Origin of the sequence: Endozoicomonas sp. 4G (genome assembly GCF_023822025.1) — a bacterium.
Lineage (GTDB): Bacteria > Pseudomonadota > Gammaproteobacteria > Pseudomonadales > Endozoicomonadaceae > Endozoicomonas_A.
In genome coordinates, this window is the sequence record NZ_CP082909.1 from 1,931,489 (window position 1) to 1,955,481 (window position 23,993).

At 50.3% G+C, this 23,993-nt stretch carries 22 protein-coding genes; 16 read left to right on the plus strand and 6 right to left on the minus strand.

What is annotated here, in order from left to right:
* The first annotated feature begins 105 nt into the window (after positions 1-105).
* From K7B67_RS07595 to K7B67_RS07605, 3 genes are all read left to right on the plus strand, one after another.
* Complete coding sequence (locus tag K7B67_RS07595; protein WP_252179743.1) at positions 106-1,290, plus strand: ATP-binding protein; 1,185 nt, start codon at positions 106-108, stop codon at positions 1,288-1,290.
* Positions 1,291-1,369: 79 nt separating this feature from the next.
* Positions 1,370-1,927: a hypothetical protein gene (locus K7B67_RS07600; protein ID WP_252179744.1), complete on the plus strand. Its 558-nt coding sequence runs from the start codon at positions 1,370-1,372 to the stop codon at positions 1,925-1,927.
* Between the two features lie 552 nt (positions 1,928-2,479).
* Positions 2,480-2,884 carry a PPC domain-containing DNA-binding protein gene (locus K7B67_RS07605; RefSeq protein WP_252179745.1) on the plus strand — a complete coding sequence of 135 codons (405 nt, stop codon included), beginning with the start codon at positions 2,480-2,482 and terminating at the stop codon, positions 2,882-2,884.
* Between the two features lie 14 nt (positions 2,885-2,898).
* Here the strand turns inward: K7B67_RS07605 and K7B67_RS07610 are convergent, their stop codons facing one another.
* The 5 genes from K7B67_RS07610 to ubiG form a co-directional block, all read right to left on the minus strand.
* Complete coding sequence (locus K7B67_RS07610; protein WP_252179746.1) at positions 2,899-4,008, minus strand: hypothetical protein; 1,110 nt, start codon at positions 4,006-4,008, stop codon at positions 2,899-2,901.
* 141 nt (positions 4,009-4,149) lie between these two features.
* Positions 4,150-5,805 carry an HAD family acid phosphatase gene (locus tag K7B67_RS07615; protein ID WP_252179747.1) on the minus strand — a complete coding sequence of 552 codons (1,656 nt, stop codon included), beginning with the start codon at positions 5,803-5,805 and terminating at the stop codon, positions 4,150-4,152.
* A 156-nt stretch (positions 5,806-5,961) separates the two neighbouring features.
* The gene (locus K7B67_RS07620) at positions 5,962-6,735 is read right to left on the minus strand and encodes a YciK family oxidoreductase (protein WP_252179748.1); all 774 of its coding nucleotides are present in this window, start codon (positions 6,733-6,735) and stop codon (positions 5,962-5,964) included.
* Complete coding sequence (locus tag K7B67_RS07625; protein ID WP_252179749.1) at positions 6,728-7,447, minus strand: HAD-IA family hydrolase; 720 nt, start codon at positions 7,445-7,447, stop codon at positions 6,728-6,730. Before K7B67_RS07625 ends, K7B67_RS07620 begins: the two co-directional genes overlap by 8 nt.
* 11 nt (positions 7,448-7,458) lie before the next feature.
* Positions 7,459-8,163, minus strand: coding sequence for a bifunctional 2-polyprenyl-6-hydroxyphenol methylase/3-demethylubiquinol 3-O-methyltransferase UbiG (gene ubiG / locus K7B67_RS07630; RefSeq protein ID WP_346658266.1), 705 nt, complete (start codon positions 8,161-8,163; stop codon positions 7,459-7,461).
* A gap of 438 nt (positions 8,164-8,601) precedes the next feature.
* On the opposite strand from ubiG, the gene gyrA reads away from it, so the two are divergent.
* The 13 genes from gyrA (at position 8,602) to ltrA (ending at position 23,084) form a co-directional block, all read left to right on the plus strand.
* Positions 8,602-11,235: a DNA gyrase subunit A gene (gene gyrA, locus K7B67_RS07635; RefSeq protein WP_252179751.1), complete on the plus strand. Its 2,634-nt coding sequence runs from the start codon at positions 8,602-8,604 to the stop codon at positions 11,233-11,235.
* Between the two features lie 86 nt (positions 11,236-11,321).
* Positions 11,322-12,440: a 3-phosphoserine/phosphohydroxythreonine transaminase gene (serC, locus tag K7B67_RS07640; protein ID WP_252179752.1), complete on the plus strand. Its 1,119-nt coding sequence runs from the start codon at positions 11,322-11,324 to the stop codon at positions 12,438-12,440.
* A 9-nt stretch (positions 12,441-12,449) separates the two neighbouring features.
* Positions 12,450-13,535 (plus strand): prephenate dehydratase, encoded by a 1,086-nt coding sequence (pheA, locus tag K7B67_RS07645; protein ID WP_252179753.1) that lies wholly within the window; start codon positions 12,450-12,452, stop codon positions 13,533-13,535.
* Positions 13,536-13,684: 149 nt separating this feature from the next.
* A complete protein-coding gene (gene hisC / locus K7B67_RS07650; protein WP_252179754.1) occupies positions 13,685-14,794 on the plus strand; it encodes a histidinol-phosphate transaminase in 1,110 nt (369 codons plus the stop codon).
* A gap of 69 nt (positions 14,795-14,863) precedes the next feature.
* Positions 14,864-15,811: a prephenate dehydrogenase/arogenate dehydrogenase family protein gene (locus K7B67_RS07655; protein WP_252179755.1), complete on the plus strand. Its 948-nt coding sequence runs from the start codon at positions 14,864-14,866 to the stop codon at positions 15,809-15,811.
* Positions 15,812-16,510 (plus strand): (d)CMP kinase, encoded by a 699-nt coding sequence (cmk, locus tag K7B67_RS07660; RefSeq protein WP_252179756.1) that lies wholly within the window; start codon positions 15,812-15,814, stop codon positions 16,508-16,510.
* 256 nt (positions 16,511-16,766) lie between these two features.
* Positions 16,767-18,446, plus strand: coding sequence for a 30S ribosomal protein S1 (rpsA, locus tag K7B67_RS07665; RefSeq protein ID WP_252179757.1), 1,680 nt, complete (start codon positions 16,767-16,769; stop codon positions 18,444-18,446).
* Between the two features lie 159 nt (positions 18,447-18,605).
* Positions 18,606-18,890 carry an integration host factor subunit beta gene (ihfB, locus tag K7B67_RS07670; protein ID WP_252179758.1) on the plus strand — a complete coding sequence of 95 codons (285 nt, stop codon included), beginning with the start codon at positions 18,606-18,608 and terminating at the stop codon, positions 18,888-18,890.
* Between the two features lie 20 nt (positions 18,891-18,910).
* On the plus strand, positions 18,911-19,231 hold the full coding sequence (locus K7B67_RS07675) for a lipopolysaccharide assembly protein LapA domain-containing protein (protein WP_252179759.1): 321 nt from the start codon (positions 18,911-18,913) through the stop codon (positions 19,229-19,231).
* Positions 19,231-20,406, plus strand: coding sequence for a lipopolysaccharide assembly protein LapB (gene lapB, locus K7B67_RS07680; protein WP_252179760.1), 1,176 nt, complete (start codon positions 19,231-19,233; stop codon positions 20,404-20,406). Before K7B67_RS07675 ends, lapB begins: the two co-directional genes overlap by 1 nt.
* Before the next feature lie 187 nt (positions 20,407-20,593).
* On the plus strand, positions 20,594-21,022 hold the full coding sequence (locus K7B67_RS07685; RefSeq protein WP_252179761.1) for a putative toxin-antitoxin system toxin component, PIN family: 429 nt from the start codon (positions 20,594-20,596) through the stop codon (positions 21,020-21,022).
* A complete protein-coding gene (locus K7B67_RS07690) occupies positions 21,019-21,234 on the plus strand; it encodes a toxin-antitoxin system HicB family antitoxin (RefSeq protein ID WP_252179762.1) in 216 nt (71 codons plus the stop codon). Before K7B67_RS07685 ends, K7B67_RS07690 begins: the two co-directional genes overlap by 4 nt.
* A 524-nt stretch (positions 21,235-21,758) precedes the next feature.
* The gene (ltrA, locus tag K7B67_RS07695; RefSeq protein WP_252176896.1) at positions 21,759-23,084 is read left to right on the plus strand and encodes a group II intron reverse transcriptase/maturase; all 1,326 of its coding nucleotides are present in this window, start codon (positions 21,759-21,761) and stop codon (positions 23,082-23,084) included.
* Between the two features lie 499 nt (positions 23,085-23,583).
* Here the strand turns inward: ltrA and K7B67_RS07700 are convergent, their stop codons facing one another.
* Positions 23,584-23,919: a hypothetical protein gene (locus tag K7B67_RS07700; RefSeq protein WP_252179763.1), complete on the minus strand. Its 336-nt coding sequence runs from the start codon at positions 23,917-23,919 to the stop codon at positions 23,584-23,586.
* Positions 23,920-23,993 lie beyond the last annotated feature (74 nt).

Genomic DNA, 23,993 nt, shown 5'->3' on the forward strand with positions numbered 1-23,993 from the left:
GTGGCTCACTGCGTTCGCGCCTTTGCTGCAGGAGTCGGCACCCAATCTTGCAAAATTCCCCATAGTGTCCGATAATGCACGAAAATTTGTTAAATATTGCTCACTATGATCAAGAGAATACTGTTTAGAAATTTCTACTCTTTTGAGGAAGAAACCGAAGTATCATTTGAAGTAGGTAAAAAACCTACTAATTCTACTTATGATTTAGTAAGTGAAGATGGTTCTCGCATCAATAAAGTTATTGGCGTCATTGGTCCCAATGGTTCTGGTAAAACACAATTGCTTAAGCCTTTGCCTTTTTTGGCGTGGTTTGTTAGTAGTTCGTATAAGAGCAGTAGTCCTAAGGACAAAGTTCCATTAGAGGCACATAAGTTAGGTTCCGATAAAAGCACCTATTTTGAAATAGAGTTCATTATAAATGGAACAAGCTTTAGATATCATCTCGAGGCTACAAGGGAGCATGTCATTAACGAATCCTTGTATGTAAAAACGAGTCATTTGTATAGTTACTTGTTCATCAGAGAGCTCAAGGGCGAAAATTATGAATACAAACATAAAGGGTTTGATTTTCAAAAAAATGTAGCAGAAAAAATAAGAGGCAACGCTTCTATAATATCTGCTGCCCATATGTATGATTCAGAAGAAGCATCTAAAATTGTTGATTTTTTCGAATCCATTACATCAAACATCAATGTCATGGGTAGAGAGTATTACCATGAAGGAGCCCTGATCGAAAGTGCATCTTTTTTTAAAGACTTCGATAATTACCATGATATTGCTAAAGAGCTAATTTGTGATTTTGACTTAGGACTTTCTTCAGTAGAGCTGATGGAGGCTATAGGTACAAATGAAAAAGGGGAAGAGGAAAAAATAACTCTTCCTGTTGGAGTCCATAAAGATGGTGATAAAACATTTGAATTGCCGTTTTTTGAGGAATCTAACGGTACAAAATCTACGTATGTTTTACTGAGAAAAATAATACCAGTATTAGAAAATGGTGGTATTGCTGTGCTTGATGAAATTGATAGTGACTTACATTTCCATATGATGGTTAAGCTAATAGAATTATTCAAGCATAAGCATACTAATCCAAATAATGCTCAGCTTATATTTAGTTGCCACTCTCATGAAATTCTGAACGTTTTTCGCAAGCACCAAGTTATATTGACTGAAAAAGAGTCTTTATACAGTGAGGCTTGGCGTCTAGATGAAATGAAGGGTCTTCGTGCTGATGATAATTTGTATGCCAAATATCAAGCCGGTGCCCTTGGAGCAGTTCCGAATATTTGATACTGATTTTCTTGATTTATCGATATCTTGATCTAAGTTTCTTGTCCAACAACTATAAAATTCATGTAAGGACAAGATTTTGAAAAAAACACTTTCTGCAGCATGCCTGTTATTGCTGATGTCGCTAACTGTTGTCTGTCACGCCGACTCCCTGGAAAGGCATTTTATTGTCGAATTTGAGCAGGTTGGGGGCGTTCCAAGAGGCAGCTTTTCAATAAAACCTGAGCCAAATACATTGTCGTCCAATCCATCATCCCCTGCCGACACAAATAATGATGCAGGATCAATGTTTCCAGTAGGCGGCAAACTACATAGACTTGGCGACTACGATGAAACAACGTACCCTGTTCAAGCGATCTCGTGGGAATTGATTTACGCCACTCAGCTGCTGATGGGTTACAAACTGGTTATGATCGTCAGTGATACCCTTCTGGGCGCTAAATCTTATTCATCGGTACCATTAGAAGCGTTTACTGCTGTCGACTTGCTTTTAGAAAGCTATTGGAATCCTGATTCATCGCTGTTTAATCCGATGGGTCAAATGGGGGTAGCATCTGCATTGACAAAGGAAGACCAGCCGGTTTTGATCACCTCCAAGACAAGACCTAAAAAAGACGAACGAGGAAGAGGGCAGTAAAGTAGGCAGCAAAGCCAGCCATCTCAATCGCAAGTCTCAAGAGCAATGAATCACCGTCTTTCAACTGCTTTCACCCGCCTTATGTCCTCCGGTTCCAGCGGCGGTAATCAGAACCCCGATCAGCTCCTGCATACGATGGGTTTAAATTGTTACGTCGGTTCCTGTCGTGGCGTCTGTTTACACCGGCTATCATCCAATAGTAGTGAATCGGCTGGAGAGACGCGCAGTCCCCAGCCATCCGAGTCACAGGGCCGTAGAGCTACGATTATCCAGCCAGCGTCGCCCTTTATTATGACGGTCATCAATCATGTGGATGCACCCAGGAGGTTTATGAGAGTAGGGGGTGCTCCCGGTAGTGTTTGTTGCTGTTTTGGTGGAAGGATCGTCCAAAGAGTGATGGGTGCCTCCGGTAATGTTGGTTATCGCTTTAGACACTGCCCTTCGAGATTATGTGATCGGATACCCAATCCTGATAGAGATTTCGATCACCGACAATTCGATGAAGAGAACTAGTTTGTTAAGCTCTCTCTATCGGAAACAGGATTTGAATAAATGAAAACCCATAGTCAACGTTTGCTACCTGGCGATGATCTCTATCTTGAACTCCTGAGCCTTGCCAGGGAATGGCCTGCGGCCTGTCTGCTGTCTTGCGTAGGAAGTCTGAGAGTGTTGTCGCTGAGACTGGCGGGAGCCGAGCAGGAAGAGGTACATCAAGGCCCCTTCGAAATTCTTTCTCTGTCAGGCACCTGTTGTCCTTCAGGGCTGCATTTGCATATCTGTGTAGCAGACAAAGAAGGGCAGGTTATGGGTGGTCATTTAAAACCGGGGTCTATTATCGAAACCACGGCTGAGATAGTGGTGGGTATTCTTGATGATACCTGTTTCACCCGTGAAGCAGACGGGGAAACAGGTTATCTGGAGTTGGTGGTCAAAAAGGCTTCTCGAGCCAGTCACTGATCATTTGAGGCGGATCATTCGTTATCACCCTTCTTCCTTTTCTCGTTAGATGACGGCTGGTCATACGCTTTCCTTTTGGGTCTCTGGTCGGCTGGCTGGTGGCTCCGTTTGTGCGTTTTCAGATTGCCCGGGTGGTTGGTGCGGTAGTCGCAGCCCTCATGGTCACACTGGTGCATCATGATTCTCTGGTCAGCAGGCAGGTGGGTCAGTTTGTGCGTTTTCAGATTGCCCGAGTGGTTGGTGCTGTAGCCGCAGCCTTCATGGTTACACTGATCCAGCTTGGGTCTCTGGTCGGCAGGCAGGTGGGACTTTTTGTGCGTTTTCAGTTTGCTCACCTGGTCGCTGCTGTAGTTGCAGCCCTCATGATTACACCGGTGCGGCTTGGGTCTCTGGTCGGCAGGCAGGTGGGTTCGTTTGTGCTTTTTCAGATTGCCCGAGTGGTTGGTTCTGAAGTCGCAGCCCTCATAGTCACACTGGTGTATCATGGTTCTCTGGTCAGCAGGCAAGTGGGTCTGTTTGTGCGCTTTCAGATTGCCTATGTAGCGGGTGCTGTAGTGGCAGCCCTTATGGTCACAGTGTCGCATCGGTTTCTTGGGCTTCCTGAGTCTCTGGTCGGCAGGCAGGTGGGTCTGTTGGTGCGATTTCAGATTGCCCTTGTGGTCGGTGCTGTAGTTGCAGCCCTCATGGTCACACCGGTGCAGCTTGGGTTTCTGGTCGGCAGGCAGGTGCCTCTGTTTGTGCTTTTTCAGATTGTCCGCCCGGTCGGAGCTGTAGTTGCAGCCCTCATGGTCACACTGGTGCAGCTTGGGTCTCTGGTCGGTTCTACCATCAGGTGAGTTGATTTCCAGATTGTTAGCAGAGTCCGCTTCTGTCACGTCTGCCTCTGACTCAGTGGGCATTTCGTTGTCTGAAATGGACTCCTGCTTAATCTTTTTCAGTACCAGAGTCGCACAATACTGGCTGCTTTCATTTGATCCTCGAAAGGGATTAAGTGCCGTGTTTACATACTGAACATCAGGCTCGGTACGCGTTTCGTCTTCGTCAGGGTTGTCACTGCTTTCATCAGAGCTATGCACAGAAAAGGCAGCGGCCAAGATCAAAATCAATGGTTTTTTGGATAGCAAGGCTTGAGTTCCCAGTCGTTGAAAATACTAAGAGCCCGGCCGGTAATAGTCCACAGCGGTCGGCAAACCGGTTATGCATTGTTGATGATACCTGTTTCACCCGTGCGGTAGACGGGGAAACAGGTTATCTGGAGTGGCTGGTCAAAAAGGCTTCTCGGGCCAGTCCCTGATCATTTTCAGTCTGATGCTGGCTTGCTCTTCACTGGATAAGTCACTCATAGGCGTACCGGCATAGTCGTTGTACAGAGTAACCAGTCGACGTGTATTGATTGGGTTAGGGATGACCATGTACTGACGACCAAACAGGTCTTTATTGGCAGCCACGGATGTCTTCAGGTCCGGGTCAAAGCCCTTTTCCTCAAGGTCAAAGTCAGAGAGCGTATCGCTGATATAAAGGGCGACCTGATGTTTTTTATTGTCGACCCGACCTCCAGTGATTGCACGACGCTGAATGGTTTTTGTGCAGTCCTTCGGCTCAGCCTCTGAGCAGTACTCTTCTTTTGATACAACGTGAGTTTCATCCGCATCCGGGTAACCCAGCTCTTTCAGCTCCCCGACGATCAGCTCTTCTATGTCTTTGCTGCTGCCCGGCAGGCCAGACGACACCGGTTGTTCAGAAATATAGAAAATATCAAATCCTTTTGCCTTGGCAGCAGCAAGAAACTCCAGGGCTCCGGAGGTTGGTTTTGCCTGTTTCTGTCGTTTAAGGAACCAGCTGTAGTCATGGCCTTCTGACCCTGGGGCCGGTTGATTCAGGTCGGGTTTTAAGGGGGTGTATTGTAGAATGGTGCCGTTGATGTCTACGACAATAACGGGGTTTTCCATGGTTTTTTGATCCAGTTTTTCCAGCATTCCTGTGGCATGGTTGTAAGCCTGATACGTCAAAGCGTGATAATCGGCTGATGCGTTCACCCATAGCATCGCATTGATGTTGTGCCGGGCAAAGGTTGGGTCTTGAATCTGGCTAAAGTAAGAATGGCCCAGTGCATCCAGATTGGCATCGTGCTTTTGCCGGGGAGATAGCTGACTGAAGCCCTCAGTAACTACCGCAGATTCCCAGCTTCCATACACCAGGTTAGGTAAGCTGATCCAGTCTTTACTGAAGTGGCTACGGTTTTGATGAACCCATTGCTGCCTTTGGGTAAAGTAGCGGCCTTGCACTTCTGCCAGGTCATCCAGCTGATCACCCAGCAGCATCAGTATGTGATAGCCCTTGTCCCTGATTTTCTGACGATGCTCCTCTTTGCTCAGTGTCTCATTGTCTGTTGTTTGAAATAGAAAGTACTCAGGCCCTTTGATCGGGAATCCCAATTGTTTCAGTTTGGCCATGGATACTTCTTTGGCCTCATTGAAGCGACCGCTGATATAGAAAATTTCTACGCCTTTGTTATTAGCCTCATTTAAAAAGTCCACGGCACCGGGCAAAGCTTCCATCCTTTGTGTTTGCCACCAGCTCATGCTGGCATCAATGTTTCTTACGCCGTCGGTCCCCACCATGCTTGAAAAATAGGTGGTGCCATCAATCAGGGTGTCATCAATATCAGTCACTATTGCGGCTCGCTTGCCTTCAGCTCGCTCGCCTTTAGATAGCTGACTTAATGCGTTTGCGAGGTTGTCTCTGGCCATGTTGAAAGACTGGTACACAAGGGCTTCATATTCAGGAGAATGCTGTTGCCAGTTGGAGGCAACGACCTTTTCTTCATTCAATTCTCTTTGAGAATAATGATTAGAAAGAGCGGACGATACCGATGTGCAAGCTGTCAGTATGAGCAGGATTGAGGTTTGAACTTTGGTCATGAATCCCCCGGTCTGATCAATATATCGTTGGGTTTCGACGATAAAACGTAGTCGAGGCTTCAGGGGAGGTGTGTTTTTTTTGGTAACGGGTTGTATCTGGACGGGTTGTATCTGGATAGAATGACCCACTGTTTGAGTGGGCCCTGTACGGCAATGTCAGAGTGTTGCAATGTTCTCTGGATTACCGGGCAGCTGTGCATGAAAGGCTTTGCCGTTCACCGACTGGCTATCGTCCCCCATCAGGTACAGATAGACTGGCATAATATCGTCCGGCGTGGGGCGGCTCATCGGGTCTTCACCGGGGTAGGCGGAGGCTCTCATGGCGGTGCGGGTACCACCGGGATTGATGGTGTTGACTCTTACCTGACTGATGCCGTCTTCTTCATCGGCCATGACTTGCATTAAACCTTCGGTAGCAAATTTCGAAATGCTGTAGGCGCCCCAGTGAGCACGCCCTTTATGGCCGACGCTGGAGGAAGTGAAGGCAATGGAGCCGGATTGGGCATTGCGCAGCAGAGGGAGTAGCTCTCGTGACAGCAGGAAGGGAGCGGTCACGTTAACGTGCATGACTTCATTCCATTTAGCCAGGTCGAACTGGGCGATGGGCTTAAGTTCGCCCAGCAGGCCGGCATTGTGCAGGAGTCCGTCCAGCCTGCCAAATTCCTTGTCGAGGGTTTCTGCCAGGTTGGCATAGTCCTGTTCTGAAGCTCCGGCGAGGTTCATGGGGTAAATGGCTGCCTGGGGCCAGCCATTTTCTTCGATTTCGTCATAAACCGCTTCAAGCTTGCTGGTGGTTCTGCCCAGCAGGATGACTGTGGCGCCGTGGCGGGCAAAGGTCAGGGCTGCCGTACGGCCAATACCACTGCCAGCACCGGTGACCAGGATAATCTTGTCCCGGAGGAGGTTGTCGGGTGCGGTATATTCAAACATGTATTGCTCTCCGTGGTAGCTGCCACTTGTGTTTTTCCAGCAGCGGAAGAATCTCTTGTGCGGACGAAACGCTGTAATCAGCATGCCACTGGTCTGGTGTGTCCTGGGGGCTGATAAAGCCATACAGAGCTGCGATAGTGACCATCCCTGCATTTCTGCCGGCCTCAATGTCACGTAAATGATCACCTACATAAATGCAGTTGGCCGGGTTAGCCCCTGTTTTTTGACAGGCCAGTAACAGGGCTTCCGGGGCGGGCTTGGTCAGCGTGACGTGGTCCGGACAGATTAATGTTTTTGACCGGTGGCTGAGATCCGCCTGAGCCAGCAGCGTTCCTGCGTATGCCGAAGGTTTATTGGTGACCACCCCCCAGGGTATGGCTCTGTCATCAAGAGCATCAAGTAGCATTAGCATCCCGTCGTACAGTTTTGCTGCTTTTTCTCTGCCGCCATTGTTAATGTGGTTGTCATACTCTTCAAGAAGTCTGTTTCTGAGGCATTCCAGCCTTGGGTCTGATGATTCTATATCATAGGCGAGTTGCACCAGTTTTCTTGAGCCTTCGGAAACATGGCTTCGTATCAGTTCACTATTAACGGCGGGCAGGTGGTCGTCCGCGAGCATTTTGTTAAGGGTGATAATGAAGTCGTCCGAGGTATCCAGCAGAGTGCCGTCCAGATCAAAAAAAATACCTTCAATGGCGTTGGGTTGATTCATCAGGGTTCTCATTAGGACTCTGGCTTACCGCCGTAGATCAGGTAATTAACGTCAGTGTCAGACTTCTTAAGGGAGTACACGCCAGTGAATGGGTTGAAAACCATGCCGGTCATGTCGTGTACTTCCAGATCGTATTGGCGCATCCAGTTGCAAAGCTCATGGGGTTTAATAAATTTACTGTGTTCATGTGTCCCCCTGGGCAGCATCCTGAGGACATACTCAGCCCCGACGATGGCAAACAACCAGGATTTGGCATTGCGGTTTATCGTCGCAAAGAAAATCTTTCCGCCGGGTTTGAGCAGCTTCTCACAGGCACGAATAACCGATGCCGGTTCAGGAACGTGTTCGAGCATTTCGAGGCAGGTAACGACATCAAAGGTGCCGGGCATTTCTTCTGCCAGCTCTTCCACCGGAATCTTGCGATAATTGACCTCAACTTCGCTTTCCATGCTGTGTAAGCGAGCGACGGAAAGCGGGGCGTCGCCCATGTCGATACCGGTCACATCGGCGCCACGCAGGGCCATGGATTCGCTGAGAATGCCGCCACCACAGCCAACATCCAGTACTTTCTTTCCGGCCAGGCCCACTCGCTCATCAATGTAGTTCAGACGCAGCGGGTTGATTTCGTGCAATGGCTTGAATTCACCGTCCATGTCCCACCAGCGGCTGGCCAGCTCCTCAAATTTAGCAATTTCGGCTGGATCGACGTTTTGCACTGGGCGTGGTTCGTCCTGGTTTGCAGTCATAGTGTCGGAGTTCTCAAGCGGTTTGATGGGGTGTGCGTATGCTGTTGTTGCATTATACAGACAGAGTTATCAGAGTTAAGTATTCCTGTCCTGCAGATACTATATAAATACTATGTCGTACTTTTGTATCACTTTTTGTCCATAAAAATATTGTTGCCAATGTCGACACTGGCTCGCAGTAAGGCCGTCAGCTGTGGTATTATTTGCCACTTGATATGAAAAAAAGCAGCCATGCCTTTTCTATTGTGAAATTCATTTCAACGCTTCCTTTCTGTTCAGACAGGAACTGGATGATTGCTTCTACATGGCCGCCTGTTGATTGAATGATTCGAGTTTCCGGCCTTCTGGGTTGAGAAAGGGTGCTGACTGGTATCTGGTGAGCGCAAGCTAAAGGACGACTGGGTTTACATGACTGATATCGCCAAAGAGATTCTTCCGGTAAACATCGAAGACGAACTCAAGCAGTCCTACCTGGACTACGCCATGAGTGTCATCGTCGGGCGGGCACTGCCTGATGTACGTGATGGACTCAAGCCGGTTCATCGGCGGGTTCTCTTCGCAATGAACGAGCTGGGCAACGATTGGAACAAGCCCTACAAGAAATCGGCTCGTGTGGTGGGTGACGTAATCGGTAAATACCATCCCCACGGTGACTCTGCAGTGTATGAGACTATTGTTCGTATGGCGCAGCCATTCTCTCTGCGCTACATGCTGGTAGACGGGCAGGGTAACTTCGGTTCCGTGGACGGTGACTCGGCAGCAGCCATGCGTTATACCGAGATCCGGATGCAGAAGATCAGTCATGACATCATGGCTGACCTGGATAAGGAAACGGTCGATTTCGTGCCCAACTACGATGGCACGGAGCAGATTCCCGCAGTCATGCCCACCCGCATTCCCAATCTGCTGGTGAATGGTGCTGCCGGTATTGCCGTCGGTATGGCCACTAATATTCCTCCCCATAACCTGACGGAAGTGGTCAAAGGCTGTCTGGCGCTGATTGATGATGAAAGCCTGTCGGTGGACGACCTGATGGAATACATCCCCGGTCCGGATTTTCCCACTGCTGGCATCATTAATGGTCGGGCCGGTATTTTGCAGGCCTACCGTACCGGGCGTGGTCGTATCTATATCCGTGCCCGTGCGGATATTGAGCATGATGAGAAAAAGAACAAAAGCGCCATTATTATTACCGAACTGCCTTACCAGCTGAACAAGGCCCGGTTGATTGAAAAGATCGCCGAGCTGGTAAAAGACAAGAAAATCGAAGGTATAACCGAGCTGCGCGACGAGTCTGACAAAGACGGCATGCGTGTAGTGATTGAGTTGCGCCGTGGCGAAGTGGCCGACGTCGTCCTCAATAACCTCTACGCACAAACCCAGCTAGAAAGTGTCTTTGGCATCAACAATGTGGCGCTGGTGGATGGTCAGCCAAAACTCCTGAATCTTAAGGAGATGCTGGAAGCCTTTATTCGTCATCGTCGCGAAGTGGTGACCCGCAGAACCGTTTATCTGCTGCGCAAGGCTCGTGAGCGTGGTCATTTGCTGGAAGGTCTGGCGGTCGCCCTGTCCAATATTGATCCGGTCATTGCCTTGATCAAGGACTCGCCAACGCCCGCAGAGGCAAAAGAAAAACTGATGGCCCAGGGCTGGCAGCCAGGCCACGTGTTGGCAATGGCCGAGCGTGCCGGTGCTGATGCCTGTCGGCCTGAAGAGCTGCCGGCAGAGTTTGGTATGAGGGATGATGGACTTTACTATCTCTCTCCTGCCCAGGCTCAGGCGATCATGGAAATGCGTCTGCACCGGCTGACCGGTCTTGAGCACGACAAGCTGTTAACTGAATACCGTGAGCTGTTGGAAAAAATTGCCGAATTGCTGTTGATTCTTTCCAGTTCTGAGCGTTTGCTGGCCGTTATCCGTGAAGAGCTGGAAAGCGTGGTTGCAGAGTACGGCGACGAGCGTCGTACTGAAATCACCAGCTCCCGCCGTGATCTGACCGTTGAAGACCTGATCTCTGAAGAAGACATGGTGGTCACCCTGTCTCACGGTGGTTATGCCAAGACCACGTCGCTGGACACCTACCAGGCGCAGCGTCGTGGTGGTCGGGGTAAGTCTGCCGCTTCGGTTAAAGACGAAGATTACGTAGAGCACATGCTGGTGGCCAACACTCATACCCAGATTCTTTGCTTCTCCAGCAGGGGTAAAGTGTACTGGCTGAAGGTCTATCAGATTCCCGAGGCTGGCCGTACTTCTCGTGGCCGCCCCATCGTGAATATCCTGCCTTTGGAAGAAGACGAGCGCATCACGGCGATGCTGCCCGTTGAAGAGTACAGCGAAGGTCACTTTGTCTTTATGGCAACGGCGGCCGGCACGGTTAAGAAGACCCCGCTGGAGCAGTTCTCCCGCCCAAGAAGCAGCGGCCTGATTGCTTTGGGCCTTGATGACGGCGACACCCTTGTCGGTGCTGAAATCACCACCGGTGAGAAACAGGTGATGTTGCTTTCCAATGCCGGTAAAGCGATCCGCTTTGAAGAAACTGACGTGCGTGCCGTGGGCCGGACCGCCAGAGGTGTGCGCGGTATCAAGCTACAGGATGCACAACGGGTTATCTCGCTGATTATTCCCGAAGACGAAACCCAGATTCTGACCGTCAGCCAGAATGGTTTCGGTAAGCGTACCGGGGTGGAAGATTTCAGAATCACTGGTCGCGGTGGTCAGGGTGTTATCTCCATGCAGTGCACGGATCGTAATGGTGAGCTGATTGGCGCCATCCAGGTGCGGGACGGTGAAGAGATTATGCTGATCTCTGATCAGGGCACCCTGGTGAGAACCCGTGTCGATGAAATATCGGTCATGAGTCGAAACACCCAGGGGGTGACCCTGATCAAGGTTCAGGAAGGTGAGAAACTGGTTGGTGTTGCCAGGGTTGAAGAGCCGGAAGAAACTGAAGGCGAGATTGAGGGCGAGGTTGAAGGCGAAGAGACCGAAGCAGCCGGGGAAGAAACACCTCAGACCGGACCTGATGAAGGTCAGGAAAGCTGATTCTGTATCCCGTCACAAAACGCCAGCACTATGCTGGCGTTTTGTTTTCTAAATCGACGAGTCGGGTGGTGGTATGGAGAGTTGGTATGAATAATCTGTTGGCAGAAACACTGGCAGGCCTTGAAGGGCGGGCCTATAACTTTTCGGCGGGTCCGGCGCCTTTGCCGCAATGGGTGCTTGAGCGTGCCCGGGATGAGCTTCTGGACTACCAGGGTAAAGGGGCTTCCATAATGGAAGTCAGTCACCGGGGAGAGTCCTTTCTCAAAGTGGCTGGGCAGGCAGAAAAGAATCTCCGGGACCTTTTGCAGATTCCTGAAAACTACCGGGTTCTGTTTTTACAGGGGGGTGCCCGCGGGCAGTTTTCGGCAGTCCCGCTGAATCTGAAAGGTGAGAAAAAGAGTGCCGACTATGTTAACAGCGGACACTGGGCCCAGTCGGCGATCAAAGAAGCTCAGCGTTATTTGAATGTCAATGTCATTGCTGACGGTAAGGGGGCTTCATTTTGCACCATGCCGGAAGAGCGTGACTGGCGTTTCAGTTCCGATGCCGCCTATGTTCACTACACTCCCAACGAGACCATCGGTGGTCTGGAGTTTCCATTTATCCCTGATTCTGGTGATGTGCCGCTGGTGGCGGATATGTCATCCACCATTCTGTCCGGGCCTATGGATGTCAGCCGCTTTGGGGTCATTTATGCCGGTGCCCAGAAAAATATCGGTCCGGCAGGGCTGACAGTGGTTATCGTACGTGACGATCTGCTGGATCGAGGGCACTCCAGCTGTCCTGCTGTTTTTGATTATCGGCTGCAGGCGGACAAAGACTCCATGTATAACACTCCGCCCACCTTTGCCTGGTACCTGGCCGGTCTGGTCTTTGAGTGGCTGAAGGAGCAGGGCGGGTTGGCAGTGATCGATCAGGTTAATGCCCGCAAATCCGGAAAACTCTACGGCGTCATTGATGAGTCCGGGTTTTATCACAACAGGGTAGATCCCCGCTGGCGTTCCAGAATGAATATTCCCTTTACGCTGACCGATCCTGAATTGGATAAGGTCTTTCTGGCCGAGTCCGAAAAAAATGGCCTACTTTATCTCAAGGGTCATAAGGCAGTGGGCGGTATGCGGGCCAGTATTTATAATGCCGTACCGGAAGAGCATGTCGATGCGCTGATCGCCTTTATGCGTGAATTCGAAAGAAAATTTGGATAAGAGAAAACTATGACAGAAGACAAGTTGAAGGGGTTGCGGACGAAAATTGATCAGCTTGACCAGGATATTCTGAAGCTGATCAGTGAGCGTGCGCGCTGCGCTCAGGAAGTGGCCAGGGTCAAGCAGAATGAAGACGCGGCGGCAGTATTTTATCGTCCGGAACGGGAAGCCCAGGTTTTGCGCCAGGTGATGGAGCGCAATCATGGGCCGCTGAGCGATGAAGAAATGGCGCGGCTGTTCAGAGAGATTATGTCAGCCTGTCTGGCCCTTGAAGAGCCCGTTCGAGTAGCGTTTCTCGGTCCGGAAGGCACCTTTACCCAGCAAGCCGCTTTGAAACACTTTGGGCATTCTGCGGTGTCTGTTCCTATGGCGGCCATTGATGAGGTGTTCAGGGAAGTGACAGCGGGGGCCGTTCGCTATGGTGTGGTGCCGGTTGAAAATTCAACGGAAGGGGTAGTCAGTCATACCCTGGATAGTTTCATGGATTCTTCTTTGAAAATCTGTGGTGAAGTGGTGCTGAGAATCCATCAGCATCTGCTGGTCTCTGACAATACTCGCCGTGACCATATTACCCGGATATACTCCCATGCCCAGTCACTGGCACAGTGCCGTAAATGGCTGGATGCCCACTGGCCAATGGCTGAAAGAGTGGCGGTCAGCTCCAATGCCGAGGCGGCCAAGCGCATCAAGGGAGAATGGAACTCTGCGGCCATTGCCGGTGATATGGCGGCGGATATCTATGGTCTGGAAAAGATCTCTGAGAAGATTGAAGATCAACCGGACAACTCCACCCGCTTCCTGATTATTGGTCATCAGGATGTCCCCGCCAGCGGTGAGGATAAAACGTCTATTGTCGTCAGCATGAGAAACCAGTCCGGTGCCCTGCATTCGATTCTTGAGGCGTTCGATGTTCATGATGTCGATCTGACCCGGGTAGAAACCCGGCCATCCCGTACCGGTATCTGGAACTACGTTTTCTTCATTGACTTTGAAGGCCACAAAGACGATCCGGTGATCCAGAAGGTACTGGAAAAGCTGGCTGGCAGGGTGAATGATCTCCGAGTTCTGGGTTCTTATCCCAAAGGTGTTCTCTGAGTACCTAACCAGAATATGCGAAACCAACCATTACATTGTTTCACCATCCTTCGACAAGCTCAGGATGAACGGGGTAGTATCTCCGCTCAGGATGAACGTGGTTTGGCTGCCATCATCAAAAATTATTCACGATAAAAAACAGGTGAACCATGGGTTGTGATTTTATAAAGCTTGCTGTCCCCGGAGTACGTACTCTGAATCCTTATCTTCCCGGTAAACCCGTGGAAGAGTTGGCGCGGGAACAAGGTCTGGATGCCAGTAGTGTTGTTAAGCTGGCCAGCAATGAAAACCCACTCGGGGCGGCCCAGTCCTCCCGTGAGGCCATTGCCGCTATGATGGGTGAGCTGGCCCGATACCCGGACAGCAGTCTTTATCATCTGCGTGATGCCCTGTGCACAAAGCTGGCCGTTGAACCTGATCAGCTGACCTTCGGCAACGGCTCCAACGATATTCTGGTGCTGCTGGCGCAATGCTACCTGAAAGAAGGGTGCTCAGCGGTTTTCTCGGAATACGCTTTTGCGGTTTATCCCATAGCGGTTCAGGCGACCGGGGCAGAAAGTATTGTGGTGCCTGCCAAACACTGGGGGCACGATCTGGAGGCGATGGCCAAAGCGGTTCGTGGGGATACCCGAATGGTTTTTCTGGCCAATCCTAATAACCCAACCGGCACCCACTTTTCAGAAACAGAGTTGCGCAGTTTTCTGGACAAAGTGTCTGAAGAGGTGGTTGTCGTTCTGGATGAGGCCTACTTTGAGTATGCGGTGGGCAGTGAGTCACCCGACGGTATGGCATTGCTGAAAGAATACCCCAATCTTGTGGTGGCCAGAACCTTCTCCAAAGCCTATGGTCTGGCTGGTGGTCGTGTCGGTTATTCTGTTTCAAGCCCTGAAATAGCCAGTATTCTCAACAGGTTAAGACAGCCTTTTAATGTGAATAATCTGGTCGAGGCGGCAGCGGTTGCGGTCCTCAATGACGAAGCATACCTGAACCGTTCCCGACAGGTTAACCAGGACGGAATGGCTCAAATTGAAGCGGGCTTCCAGTCTATGAACATGGATTACATACCGTCCAGAGGTAACTTCATTACTTTTGACACCGGTATGGAAGGCGTGGAGTGTTACCAGCGTCTGCTTAAACGGGGTGTCATTGTCAGACCGCTTGGCAACTATGGTATGCCGGGACACCTGAGGGTTTCCATTGGTCTGGAAGAAGAAAATCGACGCTTTCTTGAAGCACTGGTTGCGGTTAAACAGCCTTGAGCTTGTAAACAGCCCTGAGCGGTTAAACAGCCCTGAGCGGTTAAACAGCCCTGAGCTTGAAGATTGCTTTTGAAAAAGGTTGCAGGTGTAGTGATAGCGCAAAACAAGGCCAACACACCACTAAATATCCTGGTGGTGGGACTGGGCCTTATCGGAGGTTCATTTGCCGCTTCCCTGAGGGAGTGCGGTGAGAACTTTCATCTGATGGGCTTTGATCTCAGCGGTGAAAATATTGAAAAGGCCGTTTCCTTAGGGATCGTGGCAGAAGGTTGCGGGGATTTTGAATCCGCCGTCAGCAGGGCCGATGTTATCCAGCTATCGGTTCCCATGCTGGCTATGCCAACCGTACTTGAGCAACTTAACGGTCTGGATCTTGCCGGCAAAGTCATGACCGATGTCGGTAGCTGCAAAGGCTCACTGATTCAGGCCGCCCGGGAACTATTTGGTCGTGTGCCTGAGAACCTGGTGCCGGGTCATCCCATTGCCGGTTCCGAAAAAAGCGGAGTGACTGCCGCTAAAGCGGGGCTGTTCAAGAATCACAAGGTGATTCTGACCCCCCTGGAGAACACTGATCCTGAAGCGTTATCTCTGGTCAGGTATCTCTGGTACTGTTGCGGTGCCCAGGTCAATGTCATGGATGTTCAACGTCATGATGAAGTGTTGGCAATGACCAGCCATTTGCCCCATCTGCTGGCCTTTTCGCTGGTGGATACGCTGGCAGGTAATCCTGAGCATCAGGATATCTTTCGTTACGCAGCCGGAGGGTTCAGAGACTTCACTCGCATTGCCGGTAGTGATCCGATTATGTGGCACGATATTGCCATGGGTAATAGTGAGGCTATTCTTGCCTCGCTGGATCGGTTTTCTGAAGGTCTGGCTCAACTTCGGCAGGCGATTGTTGAGAAAGACAGTCAAGAGGTACTGGCGACGTTTGAGCGAGCCCGTTCAGCGCGACAACACTTTGCCAGTATGCTGGAAAGAAGAGCCTCCATGGCGGCCTTTGATGAGAATCAGTAAATGAAAAATTCTTCACAGATGAGTGTGCCCGTTGTAACCATTGATGGCCCCAGTGGTTCCGGTAAAGGAACCGTTGCGGCGTTACTGGCAAAAGAGTTTGAATGGCATCTGCTGGACAGCGGTGCCCTGTACCGACTGACAGCACTGGCAGCCATAAATCACGATGTGGATTTTTCTGATGAAAAGTCACTGGAAGTTCTGGCGGGCCATCTGGATGTGCAATTTGAGCCGGGCGCGGAAGGCGAAGGTCTGAGAATCATTCTTGAAGGTGAGCGCGTTGGCGCTAATCTGAGAACCGAAGAAGTAGGGGCCAAAGCCTCTCAGGTGGCGGCTTTGCCGAGGGTCAGAAAGGCTCTGTTGAAGCGCCAGCAGGACTTCGCCCAAGCGCCGGGCCTGATCGCCGACGGCAGGGATATGGGAACCGTGGTTTTCCCCCGGGCCAGCGTCAAGGTTTATCTTACCGCCAGTGCCGAAGAACGGGCAAAACGCCGTCAAAATCAGTTGCAACAAAAAGGGATTGATGCTAGCTTTGACCGGCTTTTAGCTGACATTCTCGCCAGGGACGATCGTGACATGAATCGCGATGTCGCTCCACTGAAACCCGCCGATGATGCTCTTGTCCTGGACAGCACCAGGTTGAGTATTCAGGAAGTCTTCAGTCGTGTAGTGGATGTCATGCAACAGAATGGCCTGATCTGATTAACGTTAATCATTTCGGAACCTGGGGGCTGGTGAGAGATGTTCAGCAGCCCTGTTTTATCAAGGAGGTCTGACCGACTTTGGGAAGACCGACGCGAATAACCGGATGGTGCAGATTGCCAGTTACAGCCATACGGTATTTTTAAAAACAACCCACACTGACTGGCGGTGTGGCCAGCATGCGATCAGCAGTCACTGCCTTGATGAGGTGGATGTACTGAAGTACTGATTGAAGTGCTGATTGATAGGAATGATCATGAGCGAAAGCTTTGCTGAACTGTTTGAAGAAAGCCTGAAAGATATCGAAATGAAGCCGGGCGCTATTGTTAGCGGTCAGGTTGTTGATATCGACAGCGACTGGGTGACTGTACACGCAGGCCTGAAGTCTGAAGGTGTTATCCCAAAAGCTCAGTTCCTGAACGAACAGGGTGAACTGACCATCGCTGTCGGCGACGAAGTTCAGGTTGCTCTTGACGCGGTTGAAGACGGTTTCGGTGAGACCCGTCTGTCCCGTGAAAAAGCCAAGCGTATGGAAGCCTGGGGCGAACTCGAAAAAGCCTTCGAAGCTGAAGAAATCGTTAAAGGTGTTATCTCCGGTAAAGTCAAAGGTGGCTTCACTGTTGACGTTAACACCATCCGTGCCTTCCTGCCTGGTTCCCTGGTTGACGTGCGCCCGGTACGCGACACAGCTCACCTGGAAGGTAAAGAGCTGGAATTCAAGGTTATCAAGCTCGACCAGAAGCGTAACAACGTAGTGGTTTCCCGCCGCAGCGTTCTGGAAGCTGAAAACAGCGCTGAGCGTGAGCAGCTGCTGGAATCCCTGCAGGAAGGTCTGGAAGTTAAAGGTATCGTTAAGAACCTGACCGACTACGGTGCCTTCGTAGACCTGGGCGGTGTTGACGGCCTGCTGCACATCACTGACATGGCCTGGAAGCGCATCAAGCATCCAAGCGAGATCGTCAACGTGGGTGACGAGATCAACGTTAAGGTTCTGAAATTTGACCGTGACCGTAACCGTGTCTCCCTGGGTCTGAAGCAACTGGGTGAAGATCCATGGGTAGCTATCACCAAACGCTTCCCTGAAGGTACCCGTGTATCCGGTCGCATCACCAACCTGACCGATTACGGCTGCTTCGTTGAACTGGAAGAAGGTGTTGAAGGTCTGGTACACGTTTCCGAAATGGACTGGACCAACAAGAACATCCACCCATCCAAAGTGGTTGCCCTGGGTGACGAAGTTGAAGTTCAGGTTCTGGACATCGACGAAGAGCGTCGTCGTATTTCTCTGGGTATCAAGCAGTGCAAGCAGAACCCATGGGAAGAGTTCTCCGGTTCCTTCAACAAGGGCGACAAGCTGGCGGGTAAGATCAAGTCTATTACTGACTTTGGTATCTTCATCGGTCTGGACGGCGGCATCGACGGTCTGGTTCACCTGTCTGACATCTCCTGGAACGAAACCGGCGAAGAAGCCGTTCGCAAGTACCGTAAGGGTGATGAAGTTGAAGCGGTTATCCTGGCGATCGACGCTGAGCGTGAGCGTATCTCCCTGGGTATCAAGCAACTGTCTGAAGATCCTTTCAACTCCTTCGCTGGCCTGAATGAAAAAGGTTCCATCGTTAAGGGTGTGATCAAGGAAGTGACTGCCAAGGCCGCTACTGTAGAGCTGGCTGAAGACGTTCTGGCTACTCTGAAAGCTTCTGAAATCAGTGTTGATCGCGTTGAAGACGCTACCAACGTCCTGAAAGAAGGCGAAGAAGTAGAAGCTCGCATCATCAGTATCGATCGTAAGAACCGCAACATCTCCCTGTCCATCAAGGCGAAGGACCAGGCTGAAGAGAAAGCGGCTATGAAAGAACTGCGTGCCAAGCAGGAAGACGACACTTCAGGTCCAACCACTATCGGTGACCTGATCAAAGCGCAGATGGAAAACAAGTAATACTTGTTGAGAAAAGCTTCTGACGAGGCTTTTCTTCACCATCAAAAAAACCGCAGCTCAGACTGCGGTTTTTTTATGGTTATCAATAGCTTGCTTGATTTATTGAATGGGGTTGGCTAGGGTAGGAACTGTCTGGGCACAGGGAAAGGACGAACGACAATGACCCGATCAGAATTGATAGAACGACTGACTGACCAGCAAGATCAGTTGACAGTAAAGGACGTAGAGCTGGCCATCAAATCCATTCTTGAGCAGATGTCTCAATCCCTTGCCAACGGAACAAGGGTTGAGATCAGAGGGTTTGGCAGCTTTTCCCTGCATTACAGGGCACCGAGAATGGGACGAAACCCTAAAACCGGTGACTCTGTCGTGCTCAATGGCAAACACGTTCCTCATTTCAAGCCGGGTAAAGATATGCGGGATCGTGTAAACGTAAATAAGTGATCACTGGAGTTTGATCGGATATGGTCTCTCTTTTGGGTATCTGGCTGAAGCGGCTGGTAATACTGTTGGGCAGTTTGCTTCTGCTTATTCTTCTCGTCAATTTTATTGTTGCTAACCCGCAATTGATACGGTTTGACCTGGCTGGCTTCTTGCTGCCGGAAGTGAAAGTGTCTTCCGTTGTCGTTATCTCCTTTATTCTGGGTGGGCTGTTCGGGCTGCTGGTCTCGCTGGTGGCAACCGCCAGACTGAGGTTAGCCAATGCCAGTTTCAAGCGTAAACTGGGCCGAAGAGACGCAGAAATACAAAAACTCAGAGCGAATGCCTTAAAAGGATTAACCTGATGCCCGATGTTGCACTGCTGGCACTGATTATGGTGGCAATGCTGGCAGGATATCTTCTGGGGCGTGCTGAAAAAAAGAAGAAAAAGGAACACTTCCCTGAGCAACCCCTTTCCAAAGAGTACTTCGTGGGGTTGAACTATCTGTTAAATGAGCAGACGGATGAGGCGATTGAGACCTTTATCAAAGCGCTGGATATCAATAATGACACGGTTGATACCTATCTTGCCTTGGGTAGCCTGTTTTGTCGTAAGGGCGAGGTGGATAAATCCATCCGGGTGCATCAGGACCTTCTCGCCCGTCCCAGCCTGACGCCCCTTCAATCCATCCGTGTTCAGCTGGAACTGGCAAAAGACTACATGACGGCGGGATTGTTTGATCGTGCCGAAGCGATGCTGGTTGACCTGTCCAGACAAAACCATCAATACCGGGTGGATGCCCTGCAGCAGCTCCTGAAAATTTACGAACGAGAGAAAGAGTGGCAGCAGGCTGTTGAGATTAGCGAATCCCTGCGTAAATTATCCGGTGAACACTATGCTTTCAGGTTGGCTCACTTGTACTGTGAGATAGCCGAGGAAAAACTCCGTCACAATGATCGGTCAGGGGCCAGGAAGTACATCAGAGTGGCATTTTCCAGGGATAAAAACTGCGTCAGGGCCAGTTTGATTCTGGGCCGGATGGAGATGGATGAAGGTCGTGACAGAGAGGCTATCAAAGTTCTCCAGAAGGTCTCCGCCCAGGATAATCGCTACGTGCCACTGACTCTGGATATGCTGGAAACTGTGTGCAACCGCAGTCATCAACCGCATGTCTTAAGCAGTTATCTGTCACGGTGCCTTCATGAAAAACCCGGTACGGCTATTATACTGGCGATGACGGCTCAGTTAATGAACAGTCGTGGTGAAGTTTCGGCCATGGAGTTTTTGAGCGGTCAGCTGCGACGGCAACCCTCTCTGAAAGGCTTGAACGCCTTGATCAATATTCAGTTGAACCATCCCTCTGAAACGTCACTGACCAGCATCAAACTGCTGAAAGAGGTCACAGACCAGATGTTGGCCTCAAAGCCTGTTTACCAATGCTTCAGCTGTGGTTTTTCCGGCAAGGAAATGCATTGGCATTGTCCAGGTTGCCACGAGTGGGGAACACTGGCGCCCGTTCAGGGCGTGGAAGGTGAGTAAACTCCTCAATGCTTGTCAAAGGCCGTACCTGTAACGGGAAGAATAATCCTTTAGAATCTACTCTCTCGGTTTGGTACCCATTCCACTCGTTCCCACGCTCTGAGGGTGTCGCAAAACCTCGTTACCACACTTTTAGACCTGTCATTAGCAAATACCTTTAGATAGCATATGTGCTATCATAAAACCCATGAAAACCATTGTACTTGATACCAGCTGCTTTGTTTCGGCTCTGCTCGGTAGTGGCGGTGCAAGCCGGGAAGTTCTCAGGCTATGCCTGAATCGCCAGTTGAGCCCTCTGATGGGTAATGCACTTTATAGCGAGTATGAGTCGCTGTTAAACAGGCCAGCGCTCTGGAATAAGAGCCGTACTACAGAGTCGGAACGTGAGCAGCTGCTCAACGCGCTGCTGAGTACTACCCGATGGGTTGAGATCTATTATCTTTGGCGGCCAAACTTACCAGATGAATCGGATAATCACCTGGTAGAACTGGCGATGGCCGGTGGTGCCAGCCATATCATTACCAAAAACATTAAAGATGTTGGTCGAGGAGAGCTGAAGTTTGACCACTTAACTATTTGTAAACCAGAGGACTATATCAGGGAGATCAGACAATGAGCGTACTCACCGTCAGGCTGACCGAAGAAAAACATGAACGTCTGAAGCAATTGGCCAAGTCCAGAAACATCAGTCTCAACAAATTGATGGATGAATTATCGACCATCGCCCTGGCAGAGTTCGATACCTATAACCGTTACCTGGCCAGGGCAGAATCCGGCAATCCAAAGGAAGCCCTGAAAATTCTGGACAGGCTGGATGGTGGTTCGTGACTCGTTCCCACGTTCTGAGGGTGTCGCAAAACTCCAACCTCTCGTTCCCACGCTGTGCGTGGGAATGCATACGTGTGCCGAGCATGTCACACAGCTTGGGGGTGAAAGTCCCCTGTCCAGCCAGATGAGGGCGAAGGACTAGTGAAGCACAAGGTTTGTATCGTGAGATGCAGGCTGAAGGCAGTGTGGAGCAAAACCGCGAGCCGACGAACAGAAATCAGATATGAGGCTGTTTGCGTGAGGACGAGTCAGCGTATGATGACGAAGTCCATACTCATCCGGACATTCAGGCAGTAGATCTGGCGGTTGTGCGGCGAAGGCGGTGTGACTTACCTCGGGAGGTCTGTGTGGTGTCTGATATTTCGGACTGAGGTCATCGTAAGGTGACTTGACCGCCACACAGAAGTCAGCAGATGGCATAGTAGCTGGCGTATGTCAGTGAAGGCCTGAACGGTACAGAGTGGTGAGTAGTTTCTGTTATTCGATACACTGGACGCAGACAAATCCAGCAAACACTGGAACTCATGCCAAGTGGTCACGGCGGAACCGGAGGCTGCAAGGCTATGAGAGCTGAGGTCGTGTCGGTATCACAGGATTACGAAAGCCCGGCGGGTGGTACTAGACTGATGGAGCGTATCGCCAACCCCAATAATTTAACAAGAGCCTTTCAGCGAGTTAAACGCAATAAAGGCGCAGCAGGGATCGACCGTATGACAGTGGAAGGGTTGTACACCCATCTACAAGAACATGGTCATGAACTGCGACAATGTCTTTTGCAGGGAGAATGGCGTCCTGCTCCCGTAAGGCGAGTACTGATTCCCAAACCGGACGGAGGAGAAAGGCAGTTGGGTATACCAATCGCCTTAGACCGAATGGTGCAGCAAGCGATACAGCAAGTATTGCAGGCCGAGTGGGAACTAAGGTTCTCATCTTTCAGTTACGGGTTCAGGCCGAACCGGTCAGCTCATCAGGCGATTAATCAGGCTCAGTCGTATATCCGAGAAGGATATAACTGGGTTGTGGACATTGACCTGTCGAAATTCTTCGATCGGGTTAACCATGATCGACTGATGGCAAAACTGGCAGTTCACACAGATGACAAGGATGTATTACGTTTAATTCGACGATTCCTACAGTCCGGAGTGATGGAGAACGGGCTGGTAAAACCGCAGACGGAAGGAGTGCCTCAGGGAGGGCCGCTCTCACCTGTGTTGTCTAACATCGTACTGGATGAACTCGATAAAGAGTTAGAAAAGCGTGATTTACGATTTGTACGTTACGCTGATGACTGTCGGGTGTTTGTGCGAAGCAAGAAAGCAGGCGAGAGAGTGATGGCAAGTTTGACTCGTTACATCGAAAGTAAGCTGAAGCTGAAAGTCAACGTTGCGAAAAGTGCAGTTGACAAGGCATGGAGGCGGGCGTTCCTGGGATACAGCTTTACCAGAGATGGCAGGAAGAAGCTGGCAGATAAAACCTGCAAGCGGTTCAGGGACAAGGTCAAACAACTAACCCGCAAAGGCGGGCGGTCACTGGAGCAGAGATTGGAGTCTCTGAATCGCTATTTACGGGGCTGGAAGAACTACTTTCGAGAAGTTGAAACCCGTTCGGAGTTTGAAAACTTTGACTGCTGGATCAGGCGACGATTGAGAAGTTTGCTCTGGTATCAATGGAAGAAAAGTCCGAAGCGATATGCGGAGCTAAGAAGGCGAGGAGTCAGTGAAGAGCTGACGAGGCAGACAGTAGGATCGAGCAAAGGGTACTGGCGGATAAGCCGGAGTCCTGCGCTGCACTTAGCATTGCCGAATAGTTGGTTCGATGAATTAGGTTTGATTAGATTATTGGCTGCTTAACTGACCGAAACGCCCAGTACGGACCCGTATGCTGGGTGTTGTGGGAGGAGCGTAGCTGTGAGGCTACGCCCTATCCCGATCTCCCCTGAAAAGCCGACTCTACAGCGCGAGATAGGTATGGGTTCCCGCTGAAGCATGGGAACCAGAGTTTTGCGACAGCCTCTCCAGCGTAGGAATGCATACTCACACCTGCAAACGGACTCTACAACTTGAGATATCGTATGGGTTCAGCCTGGGAACCACTGTTCTGCCACACATGGAAACGAGCTAAAGATCCTTAAAAATAGAACAGAGTTAAACGATGTCAACAATCAAGACCTGACCCGGTTTTCAGAGATCAACTAAATTCGACACACACTGCGTGTCGAATGTCAGAGTCCCTATAAGTTTCAGCGGCTTTCAGGCAATAACTTAACAGGGAGAGGCTCCAGCCCCGCCCATGACTCGACTGGGGAGGGCTGGAGAAAGATCAGTCCCTGACCCGATTTAGGCGTCGTGGTTATTTTTGGAGGTGGTTTACAATGACAACCAAAGTGTCTTCGATCTTGTCAAAACGTTCATGATTTTCCTGCAGAATGTTTTCAATCTTGTCAAAACGTTCATGATTTTCCTGCAGAATGTTTTCAATCTTGTCAAAACGTTCACGATTTTCTTGCTGGTACTGGCGAACCTCTTGCCGGTTAGCGTCAATCTTTTCATTAAGTGACTCAATAGCTATTTCCTGCCGTGTGCTATGCAAGTACAGCTTCCTAATATCGTTCTGTGAGTTTTTGACACTGATCTCTATGCGACTGATGGCACTCCAGAAATCGTCTGTGTCTTTATCATGGTTCATGCGTACACCCTATGATTATTTCTTGTGCGGTTGAGCATAGCAGACAATAAGAGATGGCACAGAGACACCGAACG

Excerpts from the sequence above, each read along its gene's own strand:
- K7B67_RS07595 (WP_252179743.1), top strand. The coding sequence starts at position 106 with ATGATCAAGAGAATACTGTTTAGAAATTTCTACTCTTTTGAGGAAGAA.
- K7B67_RS07605 (WP_252179745.1), top strand. The coding sequence starts at position 2,480 with ATGAAAACCCATAGTCAACGTTTGCTACCTGGCGATGATCTCTATCTT.
- K7B67_RS07615 (WP_252179747.1), bottom strand. The coding sequence starts at position 5,805 with ATGACCAAAGTTCAAACCTCAATCCTGCTCATACTGACAGCTTGCACA.
- K7B67_RS07620 (WP_252179748.1), bottom strand. The coding sequence starts at position 6,735 with ATGTTTGAATATACCGCACCCGACAACCTCCTCCGGGACAAGATTATC.
- K7B67_RS07625 (WP_252179749.1), bottom strand. The coding sequence starts at position 7,447 with ATGAATCAACCCAACGCCATTGAAGGTATTTTTTTTGATCTGGACGGC.
- gyrA (WP_252179751.1), top strand. The coding sequence starts at position 8,602 with ATGACTGATATCGCCAAAGAGATTCTTCCGGTAAACATCGAAGACGAA.
- serC (WP_252179752.1), top strand. The coding sequence starts at position 11,322 with ATGAATAATCTGTTGGCAGAAACACTGGCAGGCCTTGAAGGGCGGGCC.
- pheA (WP_252179753.1), top strand. The coding sequence starts at position 12,450 with ATGACAGAAGACAAGTTGAAGGGGTTGCGGACGAAAATTGATCAGCTT.
- hisC (WP_252179754.1), top strand. The coding sequence starts at position 13,685 with ATGGGTTGTGATTTTATAAAGCTTGCTGTCCCCGGAGTACGTACTCTG.
- cmk (WP_252179756.1), top strand. The coding sequence starts at position 15,812 with ATGAAAAATTCTTCACAGATGAGTGTGCCCGTTGTAACCATTGATGGC.
- rpsA (WP_252179757.1), top strand. The coding sequence starts at position 16,767 with ATGAGCGAAAGCTTTGCTGAACTGTTTGAAGAAAGCCTGAAAGATATC.
- ihfB (WP_252179758.1), top strand. The coding sequence starts at position 18,606 with ATGACCCGATCAGAATTGATAGAACGACTGACTGACCAGCAAGATCAG.
- K7B67_RS07675 (WP_252179759.1), top strand. The coding sequence starts at position 18,911 with ATGGTCTCTCTTTTGGGTATCTGGCTGAAGCGGCTGGTAATACTGTTG.
- lapB (WP_252179760.1), top strand. The coding sequence starts at position 19,231 with ATGCCCGATGTTGCACTGCTGGCACTGATTATGGTGGCAATGCTGGCA.
- K7B67_RS07685 (WP_252179761.1), top strand. The coding sequence starts at position 20,594 with ATGAAAACCATTGTACTTGATACCAGCTGCTTTGTTTCGGCTCTGCTC.
- K7B67_RS07690 (WP_252179762.1), top strand. The coding sequence starts at position 21,019 with ATGAGCGTACTCACCGTCAGGCTGACCGAAGAAAAACATGAACGTCTG.
- ltrA (WP_252176896.1), top strand. The coding sequence starts at position 21,759 with ATGCCAAGTGGTCACGGCGGAACCGGAGGCTGCAAGGCTATGAGAGCT.
- K7B67_RS07700 (WP_252179763.1), bottom strand. The coding sequence starts at position 23,919 with ATGAACCATGATAAAGACACAGACGATTTCTGGAGTGCCATCAGTCGC.